Origin of the sequence: Streptomyces malaysiensis subsp. malaysiensis (assembly GCF_040653035.1) — a bacterium.
GTDB lineage: Bacteria > Actinomycetota > Actinomycetes > Streptomycetales > Streptomycetaceae > Streptomyces > Streptomyces malaysiensis.
In genome coordinates, this window is record NZ_JBEZNG010000021.1 from 195,245 (window position 1) to 210,844 (window position 15,600).

Here is a 15,600-nt window from a genome sequence, read left to right on the forward strand (position 1 = left end):
AGATGAGCGGAGACCCGGAGAGCGCCGCCCGGTGGTTCGACGACGCGGCGGGACCGGTGGTCAGACCGTATGCGATGACGCGGGGACGCACCCGCAGCGCCGCTGAGGAGAAGCTGGACCTGATCGCGGTCGTGGTCGCCGACAGCGCGACCCACCGGACCGTCGCCGACCAGACGCTGTCCCCGGAACACCTCGACATCGTCGAGCTGAGCCGGGACAGCCCGCAGTCCGTCGCCGAACTGGCGGCCGAGCTCGACCTTCCGATCGGCGTGATCCGTGTACTCATCGGCGATCTGCTCCACGCCGCACTCGTCCGAGTGTCCCGGCCCGTACCTCCGGCGGAACTGCCGGACGAGAGTATTCTGCGCGAGGTGATCAATGGTCTACGGGCACTCTGACCCGGGCCGCCCTCATATCGTCGAACCCGTCACACTGAAGATACTGGTGGCGGGCGGCTTCGGGGCAGGCAAGACGACCCTGGTGGGCGCGGTCAGCGAGATCAGACCGCTGCGCACCGAGGAACTGCTCACCGAGGCCGGCCGGCCGGTCGACGACATCGCGGGGGTGGAGTCCAAGACGACCACCACCGTCGCCATGGACTTCGGGCGCATCACGCTCCGCGAGGACCTGGTGCTCTATCTCTTCGGCACACCGGGCCAGGACCGCTTCTGGTTCCTGTGGGACGAGCTGGCCACCGGCGCGCTGGGCGCGGTGGTGCTGGCCGACACCCGCCGGCTCGAGGACTGCTTCGCCGCCATCGACTACTTCGAGCGGCGGGACATCTCCTTCACCGTGGCCGTCAACTGCTTCGAGGGAGCCGACCGCTTTCCGGAGGACTCGGTGCGCGATGCGCTGGACCTCGACCCGGGCACCCCGGTCGTCCTGTGCGACGCCCGCGAGCGCGAATCGGTCAAGCATGTGCTGATCTCGGTCGTGGAGCACGCGATGCTGGCCTCCGCGCCCCAGGGCTGAACGGCACGGCCCGCACCCCGCCGTCCAGGGTACGGGCCGTGCCGTTCGCGCCGGTGCCGGACGGGGCTCAGGAGCCCTCGGCCCGCCGTTCCTCCTGGTGCCAGCCGAAGCTGCGCTCCACCGCCCTGCGCCAGTTGCCGTACTCGCGCGTCCGCTCCTCCTCGTCCATCCGCGGGGTCCACTCGGTGTCCCGCTTCCAGTGGGCCCGCAACTCGTCGAGGTCCTGCCACGCGCCGGTGGCGAGCCCGGCCGCGTACGCCGCGCCCAGGCAGGTGGTCTCGGCGACCACCGGACGGATCACCGGGACGCCCAGCACATCGGCCTGATGCTGCATCAGCAGCCCGTTCGCGGTCATTCCGCCGTCGACCCTGAGCGAGCTGATCCGCACCCCGGAGTCCTGGTACATCGCGTCGACCACCTCGCGCGTCTGCCAGCTGGTCGCTTCCAGGACGGCACGGGCCAGATGTGCCTTGGTGACATAGCGGGTGAGGCCGGTGATCACACCGCGGGCGTCCGAGCGCCAGTACGGGGCGAACAGCCCCGAGAAGGCCGGGACGATATACGCCCCGCCGTTGTCGGCCACGCTCGCGGCCAGTGGTTCGATCTCGTCGGCGGAGCGGATGATGCCCAGCTGATCGCGGAACCACTGCACCAGCGCGCCGGTGATCGCGATCGATCCCTCCAGGCAGTAGACGGGCCGCTCACCGCCGAGCCGGTAGCCCATCGTGGTCAGCAGCCCGCTCTTGGACGGCACCGGGCGGTCGCCGGTGTTCAGCAGCAGGAAGCTGCCGGTGCCATAGGTGTTCTTGGCCTCGCCGACGCCGTAGCAGGTCTGGCCGAAGACGGCGGCCTGCTGATCGCCGAGCGCGGAGGCCACCGGCACACCGGCCAGCTGCCCGACCGCCGTGCCGTAGACCTCGGCGGAGGAGCGGATCTCCGGGAGCATCGCCTCGGGCAGGCCCATGGCGGAGAGGATCGAGCTGTCCCACTGGAGGGTCCGCAGATCCATCAGCAGTGTGCGCCCGGCGTTGGTCACATCGGTGACATGCACCCCGCCGTCGGTGCCGCCGGTGAGGTTCCAGATCAGCCAGGAGTCGATGGTGCCGAAGGCGATCTCGCCCATCTCGGCACGGCGGCGCAGCCCGGGGACGTGCTCCAGCAGCCAGGCGGCCTTGGGCCCGGAGAAATAGCTGGCGAGCGGCAGTCCGGTGGTGTCCCGGAAGCGGTCCTGCCCCACCTCGCCACCGAGTTCGGCGCACAGACCGGAGGTGCGGGTGTCCTGCCAGACGATCGCGTTGTGCACCGGTTTGCCGGTGCGGCGGTCCCACAGGACCGTCGTCTCGCGCTGGTTGGTGATGCCCAGCGCGGTCAGCTGGTCGGCCCGCAGCCCCGCCTTGGCCAGCGCACCGGCCACCACGGCCTGCACCTTGGCCCAGATCTCGGTGGCGTCGTGCTCGACCCAGCCGGGCTTGGGGAAGATCTGACGGTGCTCGCGCTGATCGACGGCGACGATCGCGCCGTTCCGGTCGAAGATGATGCAGCGGCTGGAGGTGGTGCCCTGGTCGATCGCGGCGACGTGGATATCCGTCGGTTGGGGCATGGCGTCTCCTTCGGTCAGAAGGCTGCGTTGAAGACGAGACCCGCCAGCACGGCCCCGATCAGCGGGCCCACCACCGGTATCCAGGCGTAACCCCAGTCCGAGGTCCCCTTGTTGGGGATGGGCAGCAGGGCGTGGGCGAGGCGCGGACCGAGGTCGCGCGCCGGGTTGATGGCGTAGCCGGTGGGCCCGCCCAGGGAGAGGCCGATGCCGACCACCAGGAAGGCGACGAGCAGGACCGAGATGCCCGAGCCGAAGATCACGGTGCCGCCGCCGTCGCTGACCGGGCCGATCCCGATGCCGTCGACCTGGCCGAACGCGAGCAGCGGCAGCACCAGCGCGGCGGTCGCGATGATCTCGGTGACGAGGTTGGCCACCGGGTTCCGGATCTCCGGGACGGTGGAGAAGATCCCCAGTGTGGGAAGGGCGTTCTTCTCGTCGGCGTTGGCCGCGAACTGCGCGTAGTACAGCGCCCAGGTCAGCACCGCGCCGATCGCGGCGCCGATCAGCTGCGCGACGATGTAGAGCGGCACCTTGTCCCAGTCGCCGGTGTCCACGGCGACGCCCACGGTCACCGCCGGGTTGAGATGGGCGCCGGACAGCGGGGCGGCGGTGTACGCACCGGCCATCACGCCGAAGCCCCAGCCGAAGGCGATGACGATCCAGCCGGCCGACTTGGCCTTGGAATGGTTCAGGGTGACGGCGGCGCAGACGCCCGCCCCGAAGAGAATCAGTATCGCGGTGCCGATGACCTCACCGGTGAAGATGTCCCCATTGCTCATAGCGGCTCCTAGGACCTCACCCGGGGCGGGCCGCCCCGGTCCTCCGTGCTGGGTCTTTTCGAGCGTGCGGATGCATCGGAATCGCCCATGGGGGGTGAGCGTCGAGAAAGCCTGCGCGCGGCGACGCCGACTGACACCGCAGCAGTGTTCACCGGGGGTCAGGGGGCGTCAAGGTGATGGACGGCAACGGTGTTCGTGACGACCGTAAGGACGTCGCGCCGGTATCGGGGCACGCGCGGGCACCGTCCGAGCCCCCCTCAACGGACCGCGATGACCGACGAACCGTGCCCGAACAGCCCCTGGTTGACGGTGATTCCGGTGCTCGCCCCCGCCACCTGCCGCTCGCCCGCCTGCCCGCGCAGCTGCCAGGTCAGCTCGCAGACCTGGGCGATGGCCTGCGCCGGGACCGCCTCCCCGAAGGACGCGAGCCCCCCGCTCGGATTGACCGGGATCCGCCCGCCCAGCGAAGTGGCCCCCTCGCGCAGCAGCTTCGCCGCCTCCCCGGGCCCGCACAGCCCCATGTCCTCGTACCACTCCAACTCCAGGGCGGTGGACAGGTCGTACACCTCGGCCAGCGACAGATCCTCCGGCCCGAGACCCGCCTCCTCGTACGCGGCCCGCGCGATGGAGGGCCGGAACGGGTCGGCGGCGGGGGAGCCCGGCGGGGCGGAGTCGGTGGCGATGTCCGGCAGATCCAGCGCGGTGCGCGGATGGGTGGGGGAGACCGACGAGACGGCGCGGATCCGGACCGGGCGGCTCATCCCGAGCCGCCGCGCCGTCGCCATGCTGCCGAGCACCAGCGCCGCAGCCCCGTCGGAGGTCGCGCAGATGTCCAGCAGCCGCAGCGGATCGGCGACCACCGGGGACGCGGCGACCTCCTCGGCGGTGACGGGGGAGCGGTAGCGGGCGTACGGATTGGCGGCGCCGGCCGCCGCGTTCTTGACCTTCACCCGTGCGAAGTCCTCGGCCGTGTCCCCGTACATCGCCATCCGGCGGCGCGCCCAGAGCGCGAAATAGGCGGGGTTGGTGGCGCCCAGCACCCGGAAGCGCAGCCAGTCGGGATCGTCCGGCCGCTCACCGCCCGCGGGGGCGAAGAAGCCCTTGGGCGCCGCGTCGGAGCCCACCACCAACACGGTGTCCGCCATCCCGGACAGAATCTGGGCGCGGGCGGTGTCGATGGCTCGCGCACCGGACGCACAGGCCGCGTACACGCTGGTGACGCGGGCGCCCTGCCAGCCCAGCGCCCGGGCGAAGGTCGCGCCCGCGACCTGCCCGGGATAGCCGCAGCGCACGGTGTTGGCGCCCACCACGGACTGGATCGCGGACCATTCGAGCCCGGCGTCCGCGAGCGCGGCGCGCGCCGCCTTCGTGCCGTACTCCACGAAGCCGCGGCCCCATTTCCCCCAGGGGTGCATCCCGGCGCCGAGCACCGCCACCTCACCGGTCATGACGCCTCCCCGGGGACGGGCCGCCAGTGCCAGGTGGTGAGGGTGCGCCCGCCCTCCTCGGCCAGCACCCCGGGCACCACCTCGACCTCCATGCCGACGGCCAGATCGGCCACCGTGACCCCGGGGGCGCCCTGCCCCAGCACCACCATCCGCTCGGCGGCCAGCTCCACGGCGATCAGGGTGTACGGCTGCCAGGCGCGCTCGGGGTCGGACGGATAGGGGGCGGGCGGCCGGTAGCGGCCGTCGGTGAAGGACCACACCCGGCCGCGCCGGGACAGCGGCACCTCTTCCAGTTCGGCGCCCGCGCAGCCCGGGGCGCGGCAGAAGGCGTCCTCGCGCGGGAAGTACACCGCGCCACAGCCCCGGCAGCACGTCCCCAGCAGCCGGAACTCCCCGCCCTCGCCGGAGAACCACCCGTCGACCACGGGCACTCGTGTGGGGGACACGGCCCCTCCCGATACCTCGTAACTGACGATGTGTCAGAAGTGTGGCACGGGGACCGTATCGCGCGTAACCCCGGTACAGTGACCGCGATCACGGGCCGCGATCACGGGCCTGATCAGCCGAAGGGCGAGGGGAGCGGTCGATGGCGGAGACGGAGACCAGGACGCGGACCGGGACCACGACGCGCACGGCCGTCCGGCTCGAGGCCGTCACCAAGGACTTCGGGGCGGTGCGCGCGGTGGACGCCGTCGATCTCACCGTCCACGAGGGCGAGTTCTTCACCCTGCTCGGCCCCTCGGGCTCGGGCAAGACCACTCTGCTGCGCCTGGTCGCGGGCTTCGAGCAGCCCACCGCCGGCCGTATCGAACTCGCCGGACAGGACGTCACCGCGACGCCCCCCAACCGCCGCGATGTGCACACCGTCTTCCAGGACTACGCGCTCTTCCCGCATATGAGCGTCGAGGAGAACGTCGCCTATGCCCTGACCGTGCGCGGTGTCCGCAAGGCCGAGCGGCTCGCCCGCGCCCGCGAGGCGCTGACCACTGTACGGCTGGACGGCTTCGCCGCCCGCGGCCCCGCCGAGCTCTCCGGCGGCCAGCGCCAGCGCGTCGCCCTCGCCCGCGCCCTCGTCGACCGGCCCGCCGTGCTGCTGCTCGACGAACCGCTCGGCGCGCTCGACCTCGCGCTCCGGCAGGAGATGCAGACCGAGCTCAAGGAGCTCCAGCGGACCACCGGTATCACCTTCCTCCTGGTCACCCATGACCAGGACGAGGCGCTGACCATGAGCGACCGCATCGCCGTGGTCCGGGACGGCCGCATCGAGCAGACCGGCCCGCCGGTCGAGGTCTACGAACGCCCCGCCACCGCCTTCGTCGCGGGCTTCGTCGGCACCACCAACCTGCTGCGCGGCGAGGCCGCGGTCCGCGTCGTGGGCCGCCCCGGCACCTACTCCATCCGGCCCGAGCGGATCCTGCTCACCGATCCGGCCGAACCGACCGCCGCGGCCTCGGCCGACGGCCGGCGCACCGTCACGGGGCGCATCACCGATATCGTGCACGCCGGGGCGCACACCCGCTTCACCATCGCGCTTCCGCACGGCGACCGGCTCACCGTGCACCGCCAGAACCTGACCGGACTGCCCCAATCCGCCCGCCCGGACGGCGAGATCGGGCTCTCCTGGGACGAGCGGGACGCCTTCCCCGTACCGAGTTGACCTTGTCATTGCCGACGGCACCCTGGCGGGGGGATACCACCCGCCCGATACTGGCCGAGCCTCAAGTGCCTAGTGGGACGAGGAGGACCGGATGCGGAAACGGAAGACGTCTGCCTGGAGGTCCGCGGCCGCCGTCTGCGCGCTGCTGCTGACCGCCGCCGGGTGCGGCTCCGGCGACGACGACGGCAAGGGCGGCCACGCACCCGACAAGCTCGGCAAGGGCGAAGGCGAGGTCAACATCATCGCCTGGGCCGGCTACGCCGAGGACGGCTCCAACGACCCCGAGGTCGACTGGGTCCACCCGTTCGAGAAGAAGACCGGCTGCAAGGTGAACACCAAGACGGCCGGCACGTCCGACGAGATGGTCTCGCTGATGAAGACCGGGCAGTACGACACGGTCTCCGCCTCGGGCGACGCCACCCTGCGCCTCATCGCCTCCGGCGACGCGGCCCCCGTCAACACCAAGCTGGTCCCCAACTACAAGGACATCTTCCCGGCCCTCAAAAACCAGCCGTTCAACTCCAAGGACGGCCGGATGTACGGCATTCCGCACGGCCGGGGCGCCAACCTCCTGATGTACCGCACCGACAAGGTCACCCCCGCCCCCGACTCCTGGCGCGCCGTCTTCGACGACTCCGCGCGCCACGCGGGACACGTCACCGCCTACGACTCGCCCATCTACATCGCCGACGCCGCGCTCTATCTGATGCGCGCCAAGCCCTCGCTCGGCATCAAGAACCCCTACGCCCTCGACCAGAAGCAACTCGACGCCGTCGTCGCCCTGCTGAAGAAGCAGCACAAGGCGGTGGGGGAGTACTGGAGCGACTACCAGAAGGAGATCACCGCCTTCAAGGGCGGCGACAGCGTCATCGGCACCACCTGGCAGGTCATCGCCAACCTCACCAAGGCCGAGAAGGCCCCGGTCAAGGCGGTGCTCCCCAAGGAGGGCGCCACCGGCTGGTCCGACACCTGGATGGTGTCGGCCAAGGCCGAGCACCCCAACTGCGCCTACAAGTGGCTCGACTGGATCGTCTCGCCCAAGGTCAACGCCCAGGTCGCCGAGTACTTCGGCGAGGCTCCGTCCAACCGTAAGGCGTGCGCCGAGACCTCCGCCCCCGACCACTGCGCGATCTTCCACGCCGACGACGAGAAGTACTTCCAGCGGGTCCACTTCTGGACCACGCCCATCAAGGAGTGCCTCGACGGCCGTAAGGACACCACCTGCACCGACTACGCCCAGTGGACCAGGGCCTGGACGGAGGTCAAGGGCTGAGATGCCCGCCGCGCCCACCCCAGGCTCGCGGCTGCGCCTCACCGCGCTCCTCGCACCGCCCCTGCTCTGGCTGACCCTGGCCTATCTGGGCTCGCTCGCCATCCTGCTGCTGTCGGCCTTCTGGGCCACCGACTCCTTCACCTCCGACGTCGTCCACACCTGGAACACCGACAACTTCCACGAGCTGCTGACCACCCCCGTCTACCGCACCATCGCCCTGCGCACGCTGTCCATCGCGGTCGTCGTCACCGTCATCGACGCGCTCCTCGCCCTGCCCATGGCCTTCGTCATGGCGCGGATCGCGGGCCGGCGCTGGCGGCGGCCGCTGCTGGTCGCCGTGCTCACCCCGCTGTGGGCCGGCTATCTGGTCAAGGCGTACGCCTGGCGGGTCATGCTCGGCGAGGACGGCGTCGTGGGCGCCGCCCTCGCCCCGTTGGGGCTGCACGGACCGGGCTACGGCACCACCGCCGTCATCATCGTGCTCGCCTACCTCTGGCTGCCCTACATGATCCTGCCGGTGTACGCGGCCCTCGAACGGCTCCCCGAGCGGATGCTGGAGGCATCCGCCGACCTCGGTGCCAGCGCCTGGCGGACCCTGCGCTCCGTCGTCCTGCCCGCCGTGCGCCCCGCCGTACTCGCCGGATCCGTCTTCACCTTCTCGCTCAGCCTGGGCGACTACCTCACCGTGCAGATCGTCGGCGGAAAGACCCAGCTGCTGGGCAATGTCATCGCCTCACAGGTCACCCTGGACCTGCCGATGGCCGCCGGGCTCTCCGCCGTACCCGTGGTCCTCATCGTCTGCTATCTGGCCGCCGTACGCCGTGCGGGCGCCCTCGACTCGCTCTAGCCGCTCAGTCGCTCCCGTCGTTCCAGTCGTTCCCGTCGCTCCAGTCGCTTCAGGAGGTGGTTGCGTTGCGCGTGTCGCGCACCGCCCGAGTGATCCTCGGCTGTGTCACCGCGGCCGGTCTCGCGATCGTCTACGTCCCGCTGCTGCTGGTCCTGCTCAACTCCTTCAACGCCGACCGCTCCTTCGGCTGGCCGCCCAGCGGCCTCACCGGCCGCTGGTGGCGGGCCGCCCTGCACAGCGACGGCGCCCGCGAGGCCCTGCTCACCTCGCTCAAGGCCGGACTCGCCGCCACCGCGATCGCCCTGGTGCTCGGCACCCTCGCCGCGTACGCCGTCCACCGCCACCGCTTCTTCGGGCGGCGGACCGTGTCCTTCCTGCTCGTCCTGCCGATCGCGCTGCCCGGCATCGTCAGCGGCATCGCCCTCAACGCCGCCTTCCGCACCGTCCTCGACCCGATCGGCGTCGGCTTCGGCCTGTTCACGGTGGTCGTCGGGCACGCCACCTTCTGCGTCGTCATCGTCTTCAACAACATCGGCGCCCGGCTGCGCCGGATCGCGCCCTCCCTGGCCGAGGCGTCCGCGGACCTCGGGGCGCGCTCCTGGCAGACCTTCCGGTACGTCACCTTCCCCGCGATGCGCTCCGCGCTGTTCGCGGGCGGGCTGCTGGCCTTCGCGCTCTCCTTCGACGAGATCGTCGTCACGACCTTCACCGCCGGGCCCGGCACCCGCACCCTGCCCATCTGGATCTACGAGAACCTGGCCCGCCCCCACCAGGCCCCCGTCGTCAACGTGGTCGCCGCGCTGCTCATCGTGGTGTCCGTGGTGCCCGTGTACATCGCCCAGCGGCTGTCCTCGGACCCCGCGGGCGGACGGCTGTGAAGCCCGCTCAGCCGGTCAGCGAGCGGCGCGAGACCGGAAAGTCGAAGTAGGTGTCCGGGAACAGCTCCGGCTTGTAGGTGTAGTGCCACCACTCCTCGGCCAGATTGACGAACCCCAGCTTCTCCAACGTCCCCTTGAGTAGCAGCCGGTTGGCCCGCTGCGCGCCCTTGATCCGCGGATCGAGCGTATGCGAGAGCGTGTCGAAGCAGTCGTATCCGGTGCCCATGTCCACGGAGTTGTCCGGGAAGCGGTCCTTCTTGGCCGCGTAGCACGGCACCAGCTTCTCGCCCGGCACATAGGGGCGGGTGGGCAGCGCGGGCAGCCGCACGATCGTCAGATCCATGGTGCTGCCCCGGCTGTGCCCCGACTTCTCGGCGATATAGCCGTCCTCGAACAGCCGGGTCTTGTCGACCTCCGGGTAGAACTCGCTCTTCATCCGTTGGTCGCCCAGGTCCTTGGCCCACTCCACGAAGTCGTTCACCGCGCGCTGCGGCCGGTAGCAGTCGTACACCTTCAAGGTGTAGCCCTGCCACAGCAGTTGACGCTGTGCCTGGTGCAGCGCCTCGGCGGCCGGGCGGGTCAGAAGGCACATCGGCCGGCGGTAGCCGTCCACCGGATCGCCGGTGAAGTTGTGCGGTGTGAAGTAGCGGATCTCCTCCAGGATCGTCGGATCGACGTCCCTGAGAGCCACGAACTCCTTCGGGGCCTTCGGCTCCGGCTTCGCCTGCGCCGGGGCGGACGGGGCGACGGCCAGCAGAGCGGCGACGGGCAGGGCGAGCGAACGCAGCGCGGCGGCGAGTCTTGGCATGCCCATCACTTATCCCACCCCCGGAAGCGAAAACAAGCCCGTGGACACGAGCCCGCGTCGCGGGGCATCCGCCGACGCCCGCACCGTGGGGCATCCGCTGATGCCCGTGGTGCGGGGCCTCCGCGCGGATCGCCCGCCCCCGCCCGACCGGCCCGCCCCCGCACGTCCCGTCGGCGCCCACTTTGGCGCCGGGGCGCGCCGTTTCCGCCGTGACCCCCTTCCGCCCTCGCCCGCGTCCGCCGGGGCGCGCGGGCCGGACGGGCCGTAGCGGGCACGGACCCGCCCGGCGGGCTCGGGGGAGGCGGCCATACGGCGGCTCACCCGGCTTTCGCAGGGCGGATCCGGCAAGGCACCCACATGGCGGCGGGTCCGGCAAGGCGCGTTCACCCCGCTCGGGCCCGCGCCGCTCCCGCCAGGCCGCTGCAAGGCGAGCGGCATCCGGCGCGACGGGACCCTCAACTCGTGCGCCGCGGCGGCTTGCCGTCCTCCGGCGGGGCCTCGCCCCGCACCCGCACCGGGTACCCCACCTCGCCGCCGTCCTCGCGCTCGATCGTCACCGCGCCGTCCCGCAGCCGGGTGGCGAACCGCAGCAGCTCCGGCTTCTTCCAGCCGTCGCCGGTGTCCACGGCCAGCGTGCCCGCGCCCGCGCCCTTGCGCCCCTGGCACGGTGTCCACACCTCCAGCTGCACCCCGCCGTCCGGTCCCGTCACCGGCACCACAGAACCGGCCCGGGCCAGCACCGGGATCCCCGAGAGCGGGGCGTCCAGGACCACCTTGCCGGGGCCGTGGTACGCCCGGCCGGTCACCGTGTCGTACCAGCGGCCGCGCGGCAGCCGGACCGGCCGCTTGCGGGCGCCCTCCTCCAGCACCGGCGCCACCAGCAGCGCGTCCCCCAGCAGAAAGGCGTCCTCGCAGTCGCGCAGCGCCCGGTCCTTGGGCGTCCGCCACCACACGGGCCGCACATACGGGGCGCCGGTGCGCGCGGCCAGCTGCGCCAGCGTCGTGAAGTACGGCAGCAGCCGCTGCCGTTCGCGCAGCGCCGCCGCCGCGTGCTCCAGCACCTCCGCCCCGAACTCCCACGGCTCCCGCCGCCCCGCCGAGATCGCCGAATGGGTGCGGAACAGCGGCAGATACGCGCCCAGCTGGAACCAGCGCAGATACAACTCGGGCGACGGAAAGCCGGTGAAGCCGCCGATGTCGGGCCCCGAATACGGCACCCCGGACAGCCCCAGCCCTATCACCAGCGAAAGCGAGGCACGCAGCCCCGCCCAGCCCGTGGCCACATCGCCGGACCAGCTGCCCCCGTACCGCTGAAGCCCCGCCCACCCCGAGCGGGAGAAGAGAAACGGCCGCTCGTCGGGGCGCAGCTCGCGCAGGGCCTCGTAGCCGGCCCGCGCCATCGCCAGCCCGTAGACGTTGTGCGCCTCGCGGTGGTCGCCGCCCCGGCCCTCCAGGGCGTGCCGGGCCGAGCGCGGCAGCGTGGTCTCGCCGAAGGCGGCGAACGACACCGGCTCGTTCATGTCGTGCCACACCCCGGAGAAGCCCTGCGCCAACCGCTCCGCGTACAGCCCGCCCCACCACTTGCGCGCCCGCGGATCGGTGAAGTCGGGGAAGACCGATTCGCCCGCCCACACCACCCCGCGCACCTCACGGCCCCGGGCGTCGCGTACGAAGACGTCCTCCGCCGCCCCGCCCTCGTACACCGCGTTGCCCGGCTCGGCCTTCACCGCGGGGTCGACGATCGACACCAGCCGCACCCCGTCCTCCAGCAGCTCGGCCGCGAGCCCCGGCAGATCGGGAAACCGCGCGCCGTCCACCGTGAACACCCGGTGGCCGACGAAGTGGTCGATGTCCAGATGCAGCGCGGACAGCGGCAGCTCGCGCTCCCGGTAGCCCGCCGCCACCCGCCGGACCTCCTCCGCGTCGCGGAACCCCCAGCGCGCGTGGTGATGGCCGAGCGCCCACCGCGGCGGCACCGCCGGGGCGCCGGTCAGCGCCGTCCAGCCGTGCAGCACCCGCGCCGGGGTGCCCACGATCACCCAGTAGCGCAGCGGGCCACCCTCCATCCGCGTCCGGCAGCCACCGGGCCGGTCGTGGCCCGAGCCCGCGCCCTCCTCGCCCTCCCGCAGGGTGATCGTGCCGTCCCAGGAGTTGTCGTGGAACACCAGATGGGTGCCCGCGTCGGCCACCACCAGCTGCACCGGCATGGTCAGATACAGCGGATCGTCGCCCGGCTCGAAGCTGCCGCCCGGATCGGTGTTCCACAGCCGGTACACCCCGTCCCGCAGCCGGGGCCCCGACGCCCGTCCACCGAGCCCGAAGAACCGCGCGTCCGCGGCCACTTCGGACCGCTGGAGCCAGCGCGCGCCGTCCCCGCCCAGCCCCGGCTCCGCCGGACCCGGCGCCCCGGCCGGCTCCCACCAGCGCGGCGGCAGATCCCGCCGCAGCACCACCCCGCCCGGGGTGCGCACCTCCACCGTGCCGTTCCGCGACACCGTCACCGTGACCCGCTCGGACACCACCCGCCAGCCGCCACCGGTGTCCGGCTCCAGCTCCGCCCGCTCGTCCGCCTCCGGACAGGGCCCGTCCAGCGCGTACGACGGCTCCGGCTCGGCCCCGTCCCAGCCGCAGAACACCGCCCCACCCGCGGTCACCCGCACCCGCAGCGAGGACCGGGCGAACCGCACCACCCCACCCCCCGGCTCCGGCTCCGCCCCTTGCACCTCACCCGGCACCCGGGCAAGCTCGGTACCCCGGCGGGGCAGCCCGACCGCGTCGGCACGCCGACGCCGCCACGCCGAACGCAGTGACCGCAGCCCCCGCGCCGTGCAGACCACCTTCACCGACCGCACCAGCTTCTCCGACCGCACCAGGTCACGCGCATCCATACTGATCAGCCTGCCATTGCCGACGCCCGGCGGGGACATGGTTCAACTGCCGTTCACCTGTGGTCCCCGCACATGATCCCGGCCTGTGATGTGGAGTGGCGCCCCTGGTGCGGGAGTCGATCACATGGCATCGTCCTGACCGGACGCATACGAGACGGATGTGCGACCCACGGACACACACGGACACATCCGACGCGGACAGCCGGGAGCCGAGACCCATGACCACCGCAGCGCAGCCCGACCACCGGCCACACCCCCTGTGGCAGCCCGGCACGGACCGGATCGCCAGGTCCCGGCTGACCGCCTTCCACGCCTGGGCGGCCGAGCGCCACGGCGCGCCCGCGCCCGGCCCGGACGACCCGACCGCGAGCTACGCCGCGCTGCACCGCTGGTCGGTGGAGGAGCTGGAGACCTTCTGGCAGGCGGTCGCCGAATGGTTCGAGGTGCGCTTCGCCACCCCGTACGAGCGGGTGCTCGCCGACGCCGCCATGCCCGGCGCCCGCTGGTTCCCCGGCGCCACTCTCAACTACGCCGAGCACGCCCTGCGCGCCGCCGAGGACCCCGCACGCGCCGACGAGCCCGCGCTGCTGTACGTCGACGAGATCCATGAGCCCCGCCCGGTCAGCCGGGCCGAACTGCGCGGCCAGGTCGGCGCGGTCGCCGCCGAGCTGCGCCGTCTCGGCGTCCGCCCCGGCGACCGGGTCAGCGGCTATGTCCCCAACATCCCGCAGGCCACCGTCGCCCTCCTGGCCACCGCCGCCGTCGGCGCCGTCTGGACCTCCTGCGCCCCCGACTTCGGCGCCCGCAGCGTCCTGGACCGCTTCCAGCAGGTCGAACCGGTGGTGCTCTTCACCATCGACGGCTACCGCTACGGCGGAAAGACCCACGACCGCACCGCGACCGTGTCCGAGCTGCGCGCCGAGCTGCCGAGCCTGCGCGCGGTCGTCCACATTCCGCTGCTGGGCACCCCGGCCCCTGAGTCCGCACTGGCCTGGGACGACATCGTCCGCGACGCGATCGATCCGGTCTTCGAACAACTCCCCTTCGACCACCCCCTATGGGTGCTCTACTCCTCGGGCACCACCGGCCTGCCCAAGGCGATCGTCCAGTCCCAGGGCGGCATCCTGCTCGAACACCTCAAGCAGCTCGGCCTCCACTGCGACCTCGGCCCCGACGACCGCTTCTTCTGGTACACCTCCACCGGCTGGATGATGTGGAACTTCCTGGTGTCCGGGCTGCTGGTCGGCGCCACCGTGGTCCTCTACGACGGCAGCCCCGGCCATCCGGACACCGCCGCCCAGTGGCGGGTCGCCGAGCGCACCGGCACCACGCTCTACGGCACCTCCGCCGCGTACGTCATGGCCTGCCGCAAGGCCGATATCCACCCGGGCCGCGACTTCGATCTCTCCCGGGTCAAGTGCGTCGCCACCACCGGCTCCCCGCTGCCGCCCGACGGCTTCCGGTGGATCCACGACGAGGTGGCCGAGGACATGTGGATCGCCTCCGTCAGCGGTGGCACCGATGTGTGCAGCTGCTTCGCCGGCGCCGTGCCCACCCTCCCCGTCTACATCGGCGAACTCCAGGCCCCCGGCCTCGGCACCGACCTCCAGGCGTGGGACCCGCAGGGCCATCCGGTGATCGACGAGGTCGGCGAGCTGATCGTCGCCCAGCCCATGCCCTCGATGCCGGTCCGCTTCTGGAACGACCCCGACGGCAGCCGCTACCGCGACAGCTACTTCGAGATGTTCCCCGGCGCCTGGCGCCACGGCGACTGGATCACCCTGACCTCCCGCGGCACCGTCGTCATCCACGGCCGCTCCGACTCCACCCTCAACCGTCAGGGCGTCCGCATGGGCTCCGCCGACATCTACGAGGCGGTCGAACGACTCCCGGAGATCCGCGAATCCCTCGTCATCGGCGTAGAACAACCCGACGGCGGCTACTGGATGCCCCTCTTCGTCCACCTGGCCCCCGGCGCCACACTCGACGAAGCCCTCCTGACCCGCATCAAGACCACCATCCGCACCCAACTCTCCCCCCGCCACGTCCCCGACGAAGTCATCGAGGTCCCCGGCGTCCCCCACACCCTGACCGGCAAACGCATCGAGGTCCCCGTCAAACGCCTCCTCCAGGGCACCTCCCTGAACAAGGCGGTCAACCCGGGCTCGGTGGACAACGTGGAACTGCTGCGCTATTACGAACGCCTGGCCAGGGAGAGGGGCGGGACGGGGGCGTAAATTTCCGGCCCTTTGGGCGTTTGAGAGCCGCCGGGGCGGGCCCTACCCTGCGCTCTCGGCCGTTTGAGGAAGGATACTTTCCAGCCCCTCCGGCGATTGAGGAGCGGGGTCCAGGGGTGGAGCCCCGGCGGGGGTTCGGGGGCGGAGCCCCCGGAACGGGGTCTGGGGCGCAGCCCCAGCGGGGCCCGGGGCGGAGCCCCGGTTCGGGAAGGG

General features: G+C 72.0%; 13 protein-coding genes. 7 read left to right on the plus strand and 6 right to left on the minus strand.

What is annotated here, in order from left to right:
• Window positions 1-2 precede the first annotated feature (2 nt).
• Both AB0E24_RS33440 and AB0E24_RS33445 read left to right on the plus strand, forming a co-directional pair.
• A complete protein-coding gene (locus tag AB0E24_RS33440) occupies window positions 3-398 on the plus strand; it encodes a DUF742 domain-containing protein (protein WP_069871458.1) in 396 nt (131 codons plus the stop codon).
• Window positions 379-972 carry a GTP-binding protein gene (locus AB0E24_RS33445; RefSeq protein ID WP_069871460.1) on the plus strand — a complete coding sequence of 198 codons (594 nt, stop codon included), beginning with the start codon at window positions 379-381 and terminating at the stop codon, window positions 970-972. Before AB0E24_RS33440 ends, AB0E24_RS33445 begins: the two co-directional genes overlap by 20 nt.
• Window positions 973-1,039: 67 nt before the next feature.
• Here the strand turns inward: AB0E24_RS33445 and glpK are convergent, their stop codons facing one another.
• The 4 genes from glpK to AB0E24_RS33465 form a co-directional block, all read right to left on the minus strand.
• Entirely contained in the window at window positions 1,040-2,572 is a 1,533-nt protein-coding gene (glpK, locus tag AB0E24_RS33450; RefSeq protein WP_147966990.1) for a glycerol kinase GlpK, read from the minus strand.
• 14 nt (window positions 2,573-2,586) lie between these two features.
• Window positions 2,587-3,351, minus strand: coding sequence for an MIP/aquaporin family protein (locus AB0E24_RS33455; protein ID WP_079256535.1), 765 nt, complete (start codon window positions 3,349-3,351; stop codon window positions 2,587-2,589).
• Between the two features lie 257 nt (window positions 3,352-3,608).
• Window positions 3,609-4,799, minus strand: coding sequence for a lipid-transfer protein (locus AB0E24_RS33460; protein ID WP_147966991.1), 1,191 nt, complete (start codon window positions 4,797-4,799; stop codon window positions 3,609-3,611).
• Window positions 4,796-5,245, minus strand: coding sequence for a Zn-ribbon domain-containing OB-fold protein (locus tag AB0E24_RS33465; RefSeq protein WP_102933730.1), 450 nt, complete (start codon window positions 5,243-5,245; stop codon window positions 4,796-4,798). Before AB0E24_RS33465 ends, AB0E24_RS33460 begins: the two co-directional genes overlap by 4 nt.
• Window positions 5,246-5,385: 140 nt before the next feature.
• Here AB0E24_RS33465 and AB0E24_RS33470 point away from each other — a divergent pair, with 140 nt between their 5' ends.
• The 4 genes from AB0E24_RS33470 to AB0E24_RS33485 all read left to right on the plus strand — a co-directional run bounded on the left by AB0E24_RS33470 (window position 5,386) and on the right by AB0E24_RS33485 (window position 9,454).
• Window positions 5,386-6,456: an ABC transporter ATP-binding protein gene (locus tag AB0E24_RS33470; protein ID WP_359382620.1), complete on the plus strand. Its 1,071-nt coding sequence runs from the start codon at window positions 5,386-5,388 to the stop codon at window positions 6,454-6,456.
• A gap of 91 nt (window positions 6,457-6,547) precedes the next feature.
• Window positions 6,548-7,729 carry an ABC transporter substrate-binding protein gene (locus tag AB0E24_RS33475; RefSeq protein WP_359382623.1) on the plus strand — a complete coding sequence of 394 codons (1,182 nt, stop codon included), beginning with the start codon at window positions 6,548-6,550 and terminating at the stop codon, window positions 7,727-7,729.
• A 1-nt stretch (window position 7,730) separates the two neighbouring features.
• Window positions 7,731-8,576 (plus strand): ABC transporter permease, encoded by an 846-nt coding sequence (locus AB0E24_RS33480; RefSeq protein WP_359382626.1) that lies wholly within the window; start codon window positions 7,731-7,733, stop codon window positions 8,574-8,576.
• Window positions 8,577-8,641: 65 nt separating this feature from the next.
• Window positions 8,642-9,454, plus strand: coding sequence for an ABC transporter permease (locus AB0E24_RS33485; protein ID WP_069871476.1), 813 nt, complete (start codon window positions 8,642-8,644; stop codon window positions 9,452-9,454).
• Between the two features lie 7 nt (window positions 9,455-9,461).
• Here the strand turns inward: AB0E24_RS33485 and AB0E24_RS33490 are convergent, their stop codons facing one another.
• Window positions 9,462-10,262 carry a M15 family metallopeptidase gene (locus AB0E24_RS33490; RefSeq protein WP_359382659.1) on the minus strand — a complete coding sequence of 267 codons (801 nt, stop codon included), beginning with the start codon at window positions 10,260-10,262 and terminating at the stop codon, window positions 9,462-9,464.
• A 455-nt stretch (window positions 10,263-10,717) separates the two neighbouring features.
• Complete coding sequence (locus AB0E24_RS33495; protein ID WP_359382629.1) at window positions 10,718-13,150, minus strand: glycoside hydrolase family 31 protein; 2,433 nt, start codon at window positions 13,148-13,150, stop codon at window positions 10,718-10,720.
• Between the two features lie 218 nt (window positions 13,151-13,368).
• Here AB0E24_RS33495 and AB0E24_RS33500 point away from each other — a divergent pair, with 218 nt between their 5' ends.
• Window positions 13,369-15,387, plus strand: coding sequence for an acetoacetate--CoA ligase (locus tag AB0E24_RS33500; protein WP_359382632.1), 2,019 nt, complete (start codon window positions 13,369-13,371; stop codon window positions 15,385-15,387).
• The last annotated feature ends 213 nt before the right edge of the window (window positions 15,388-15,600 follow it).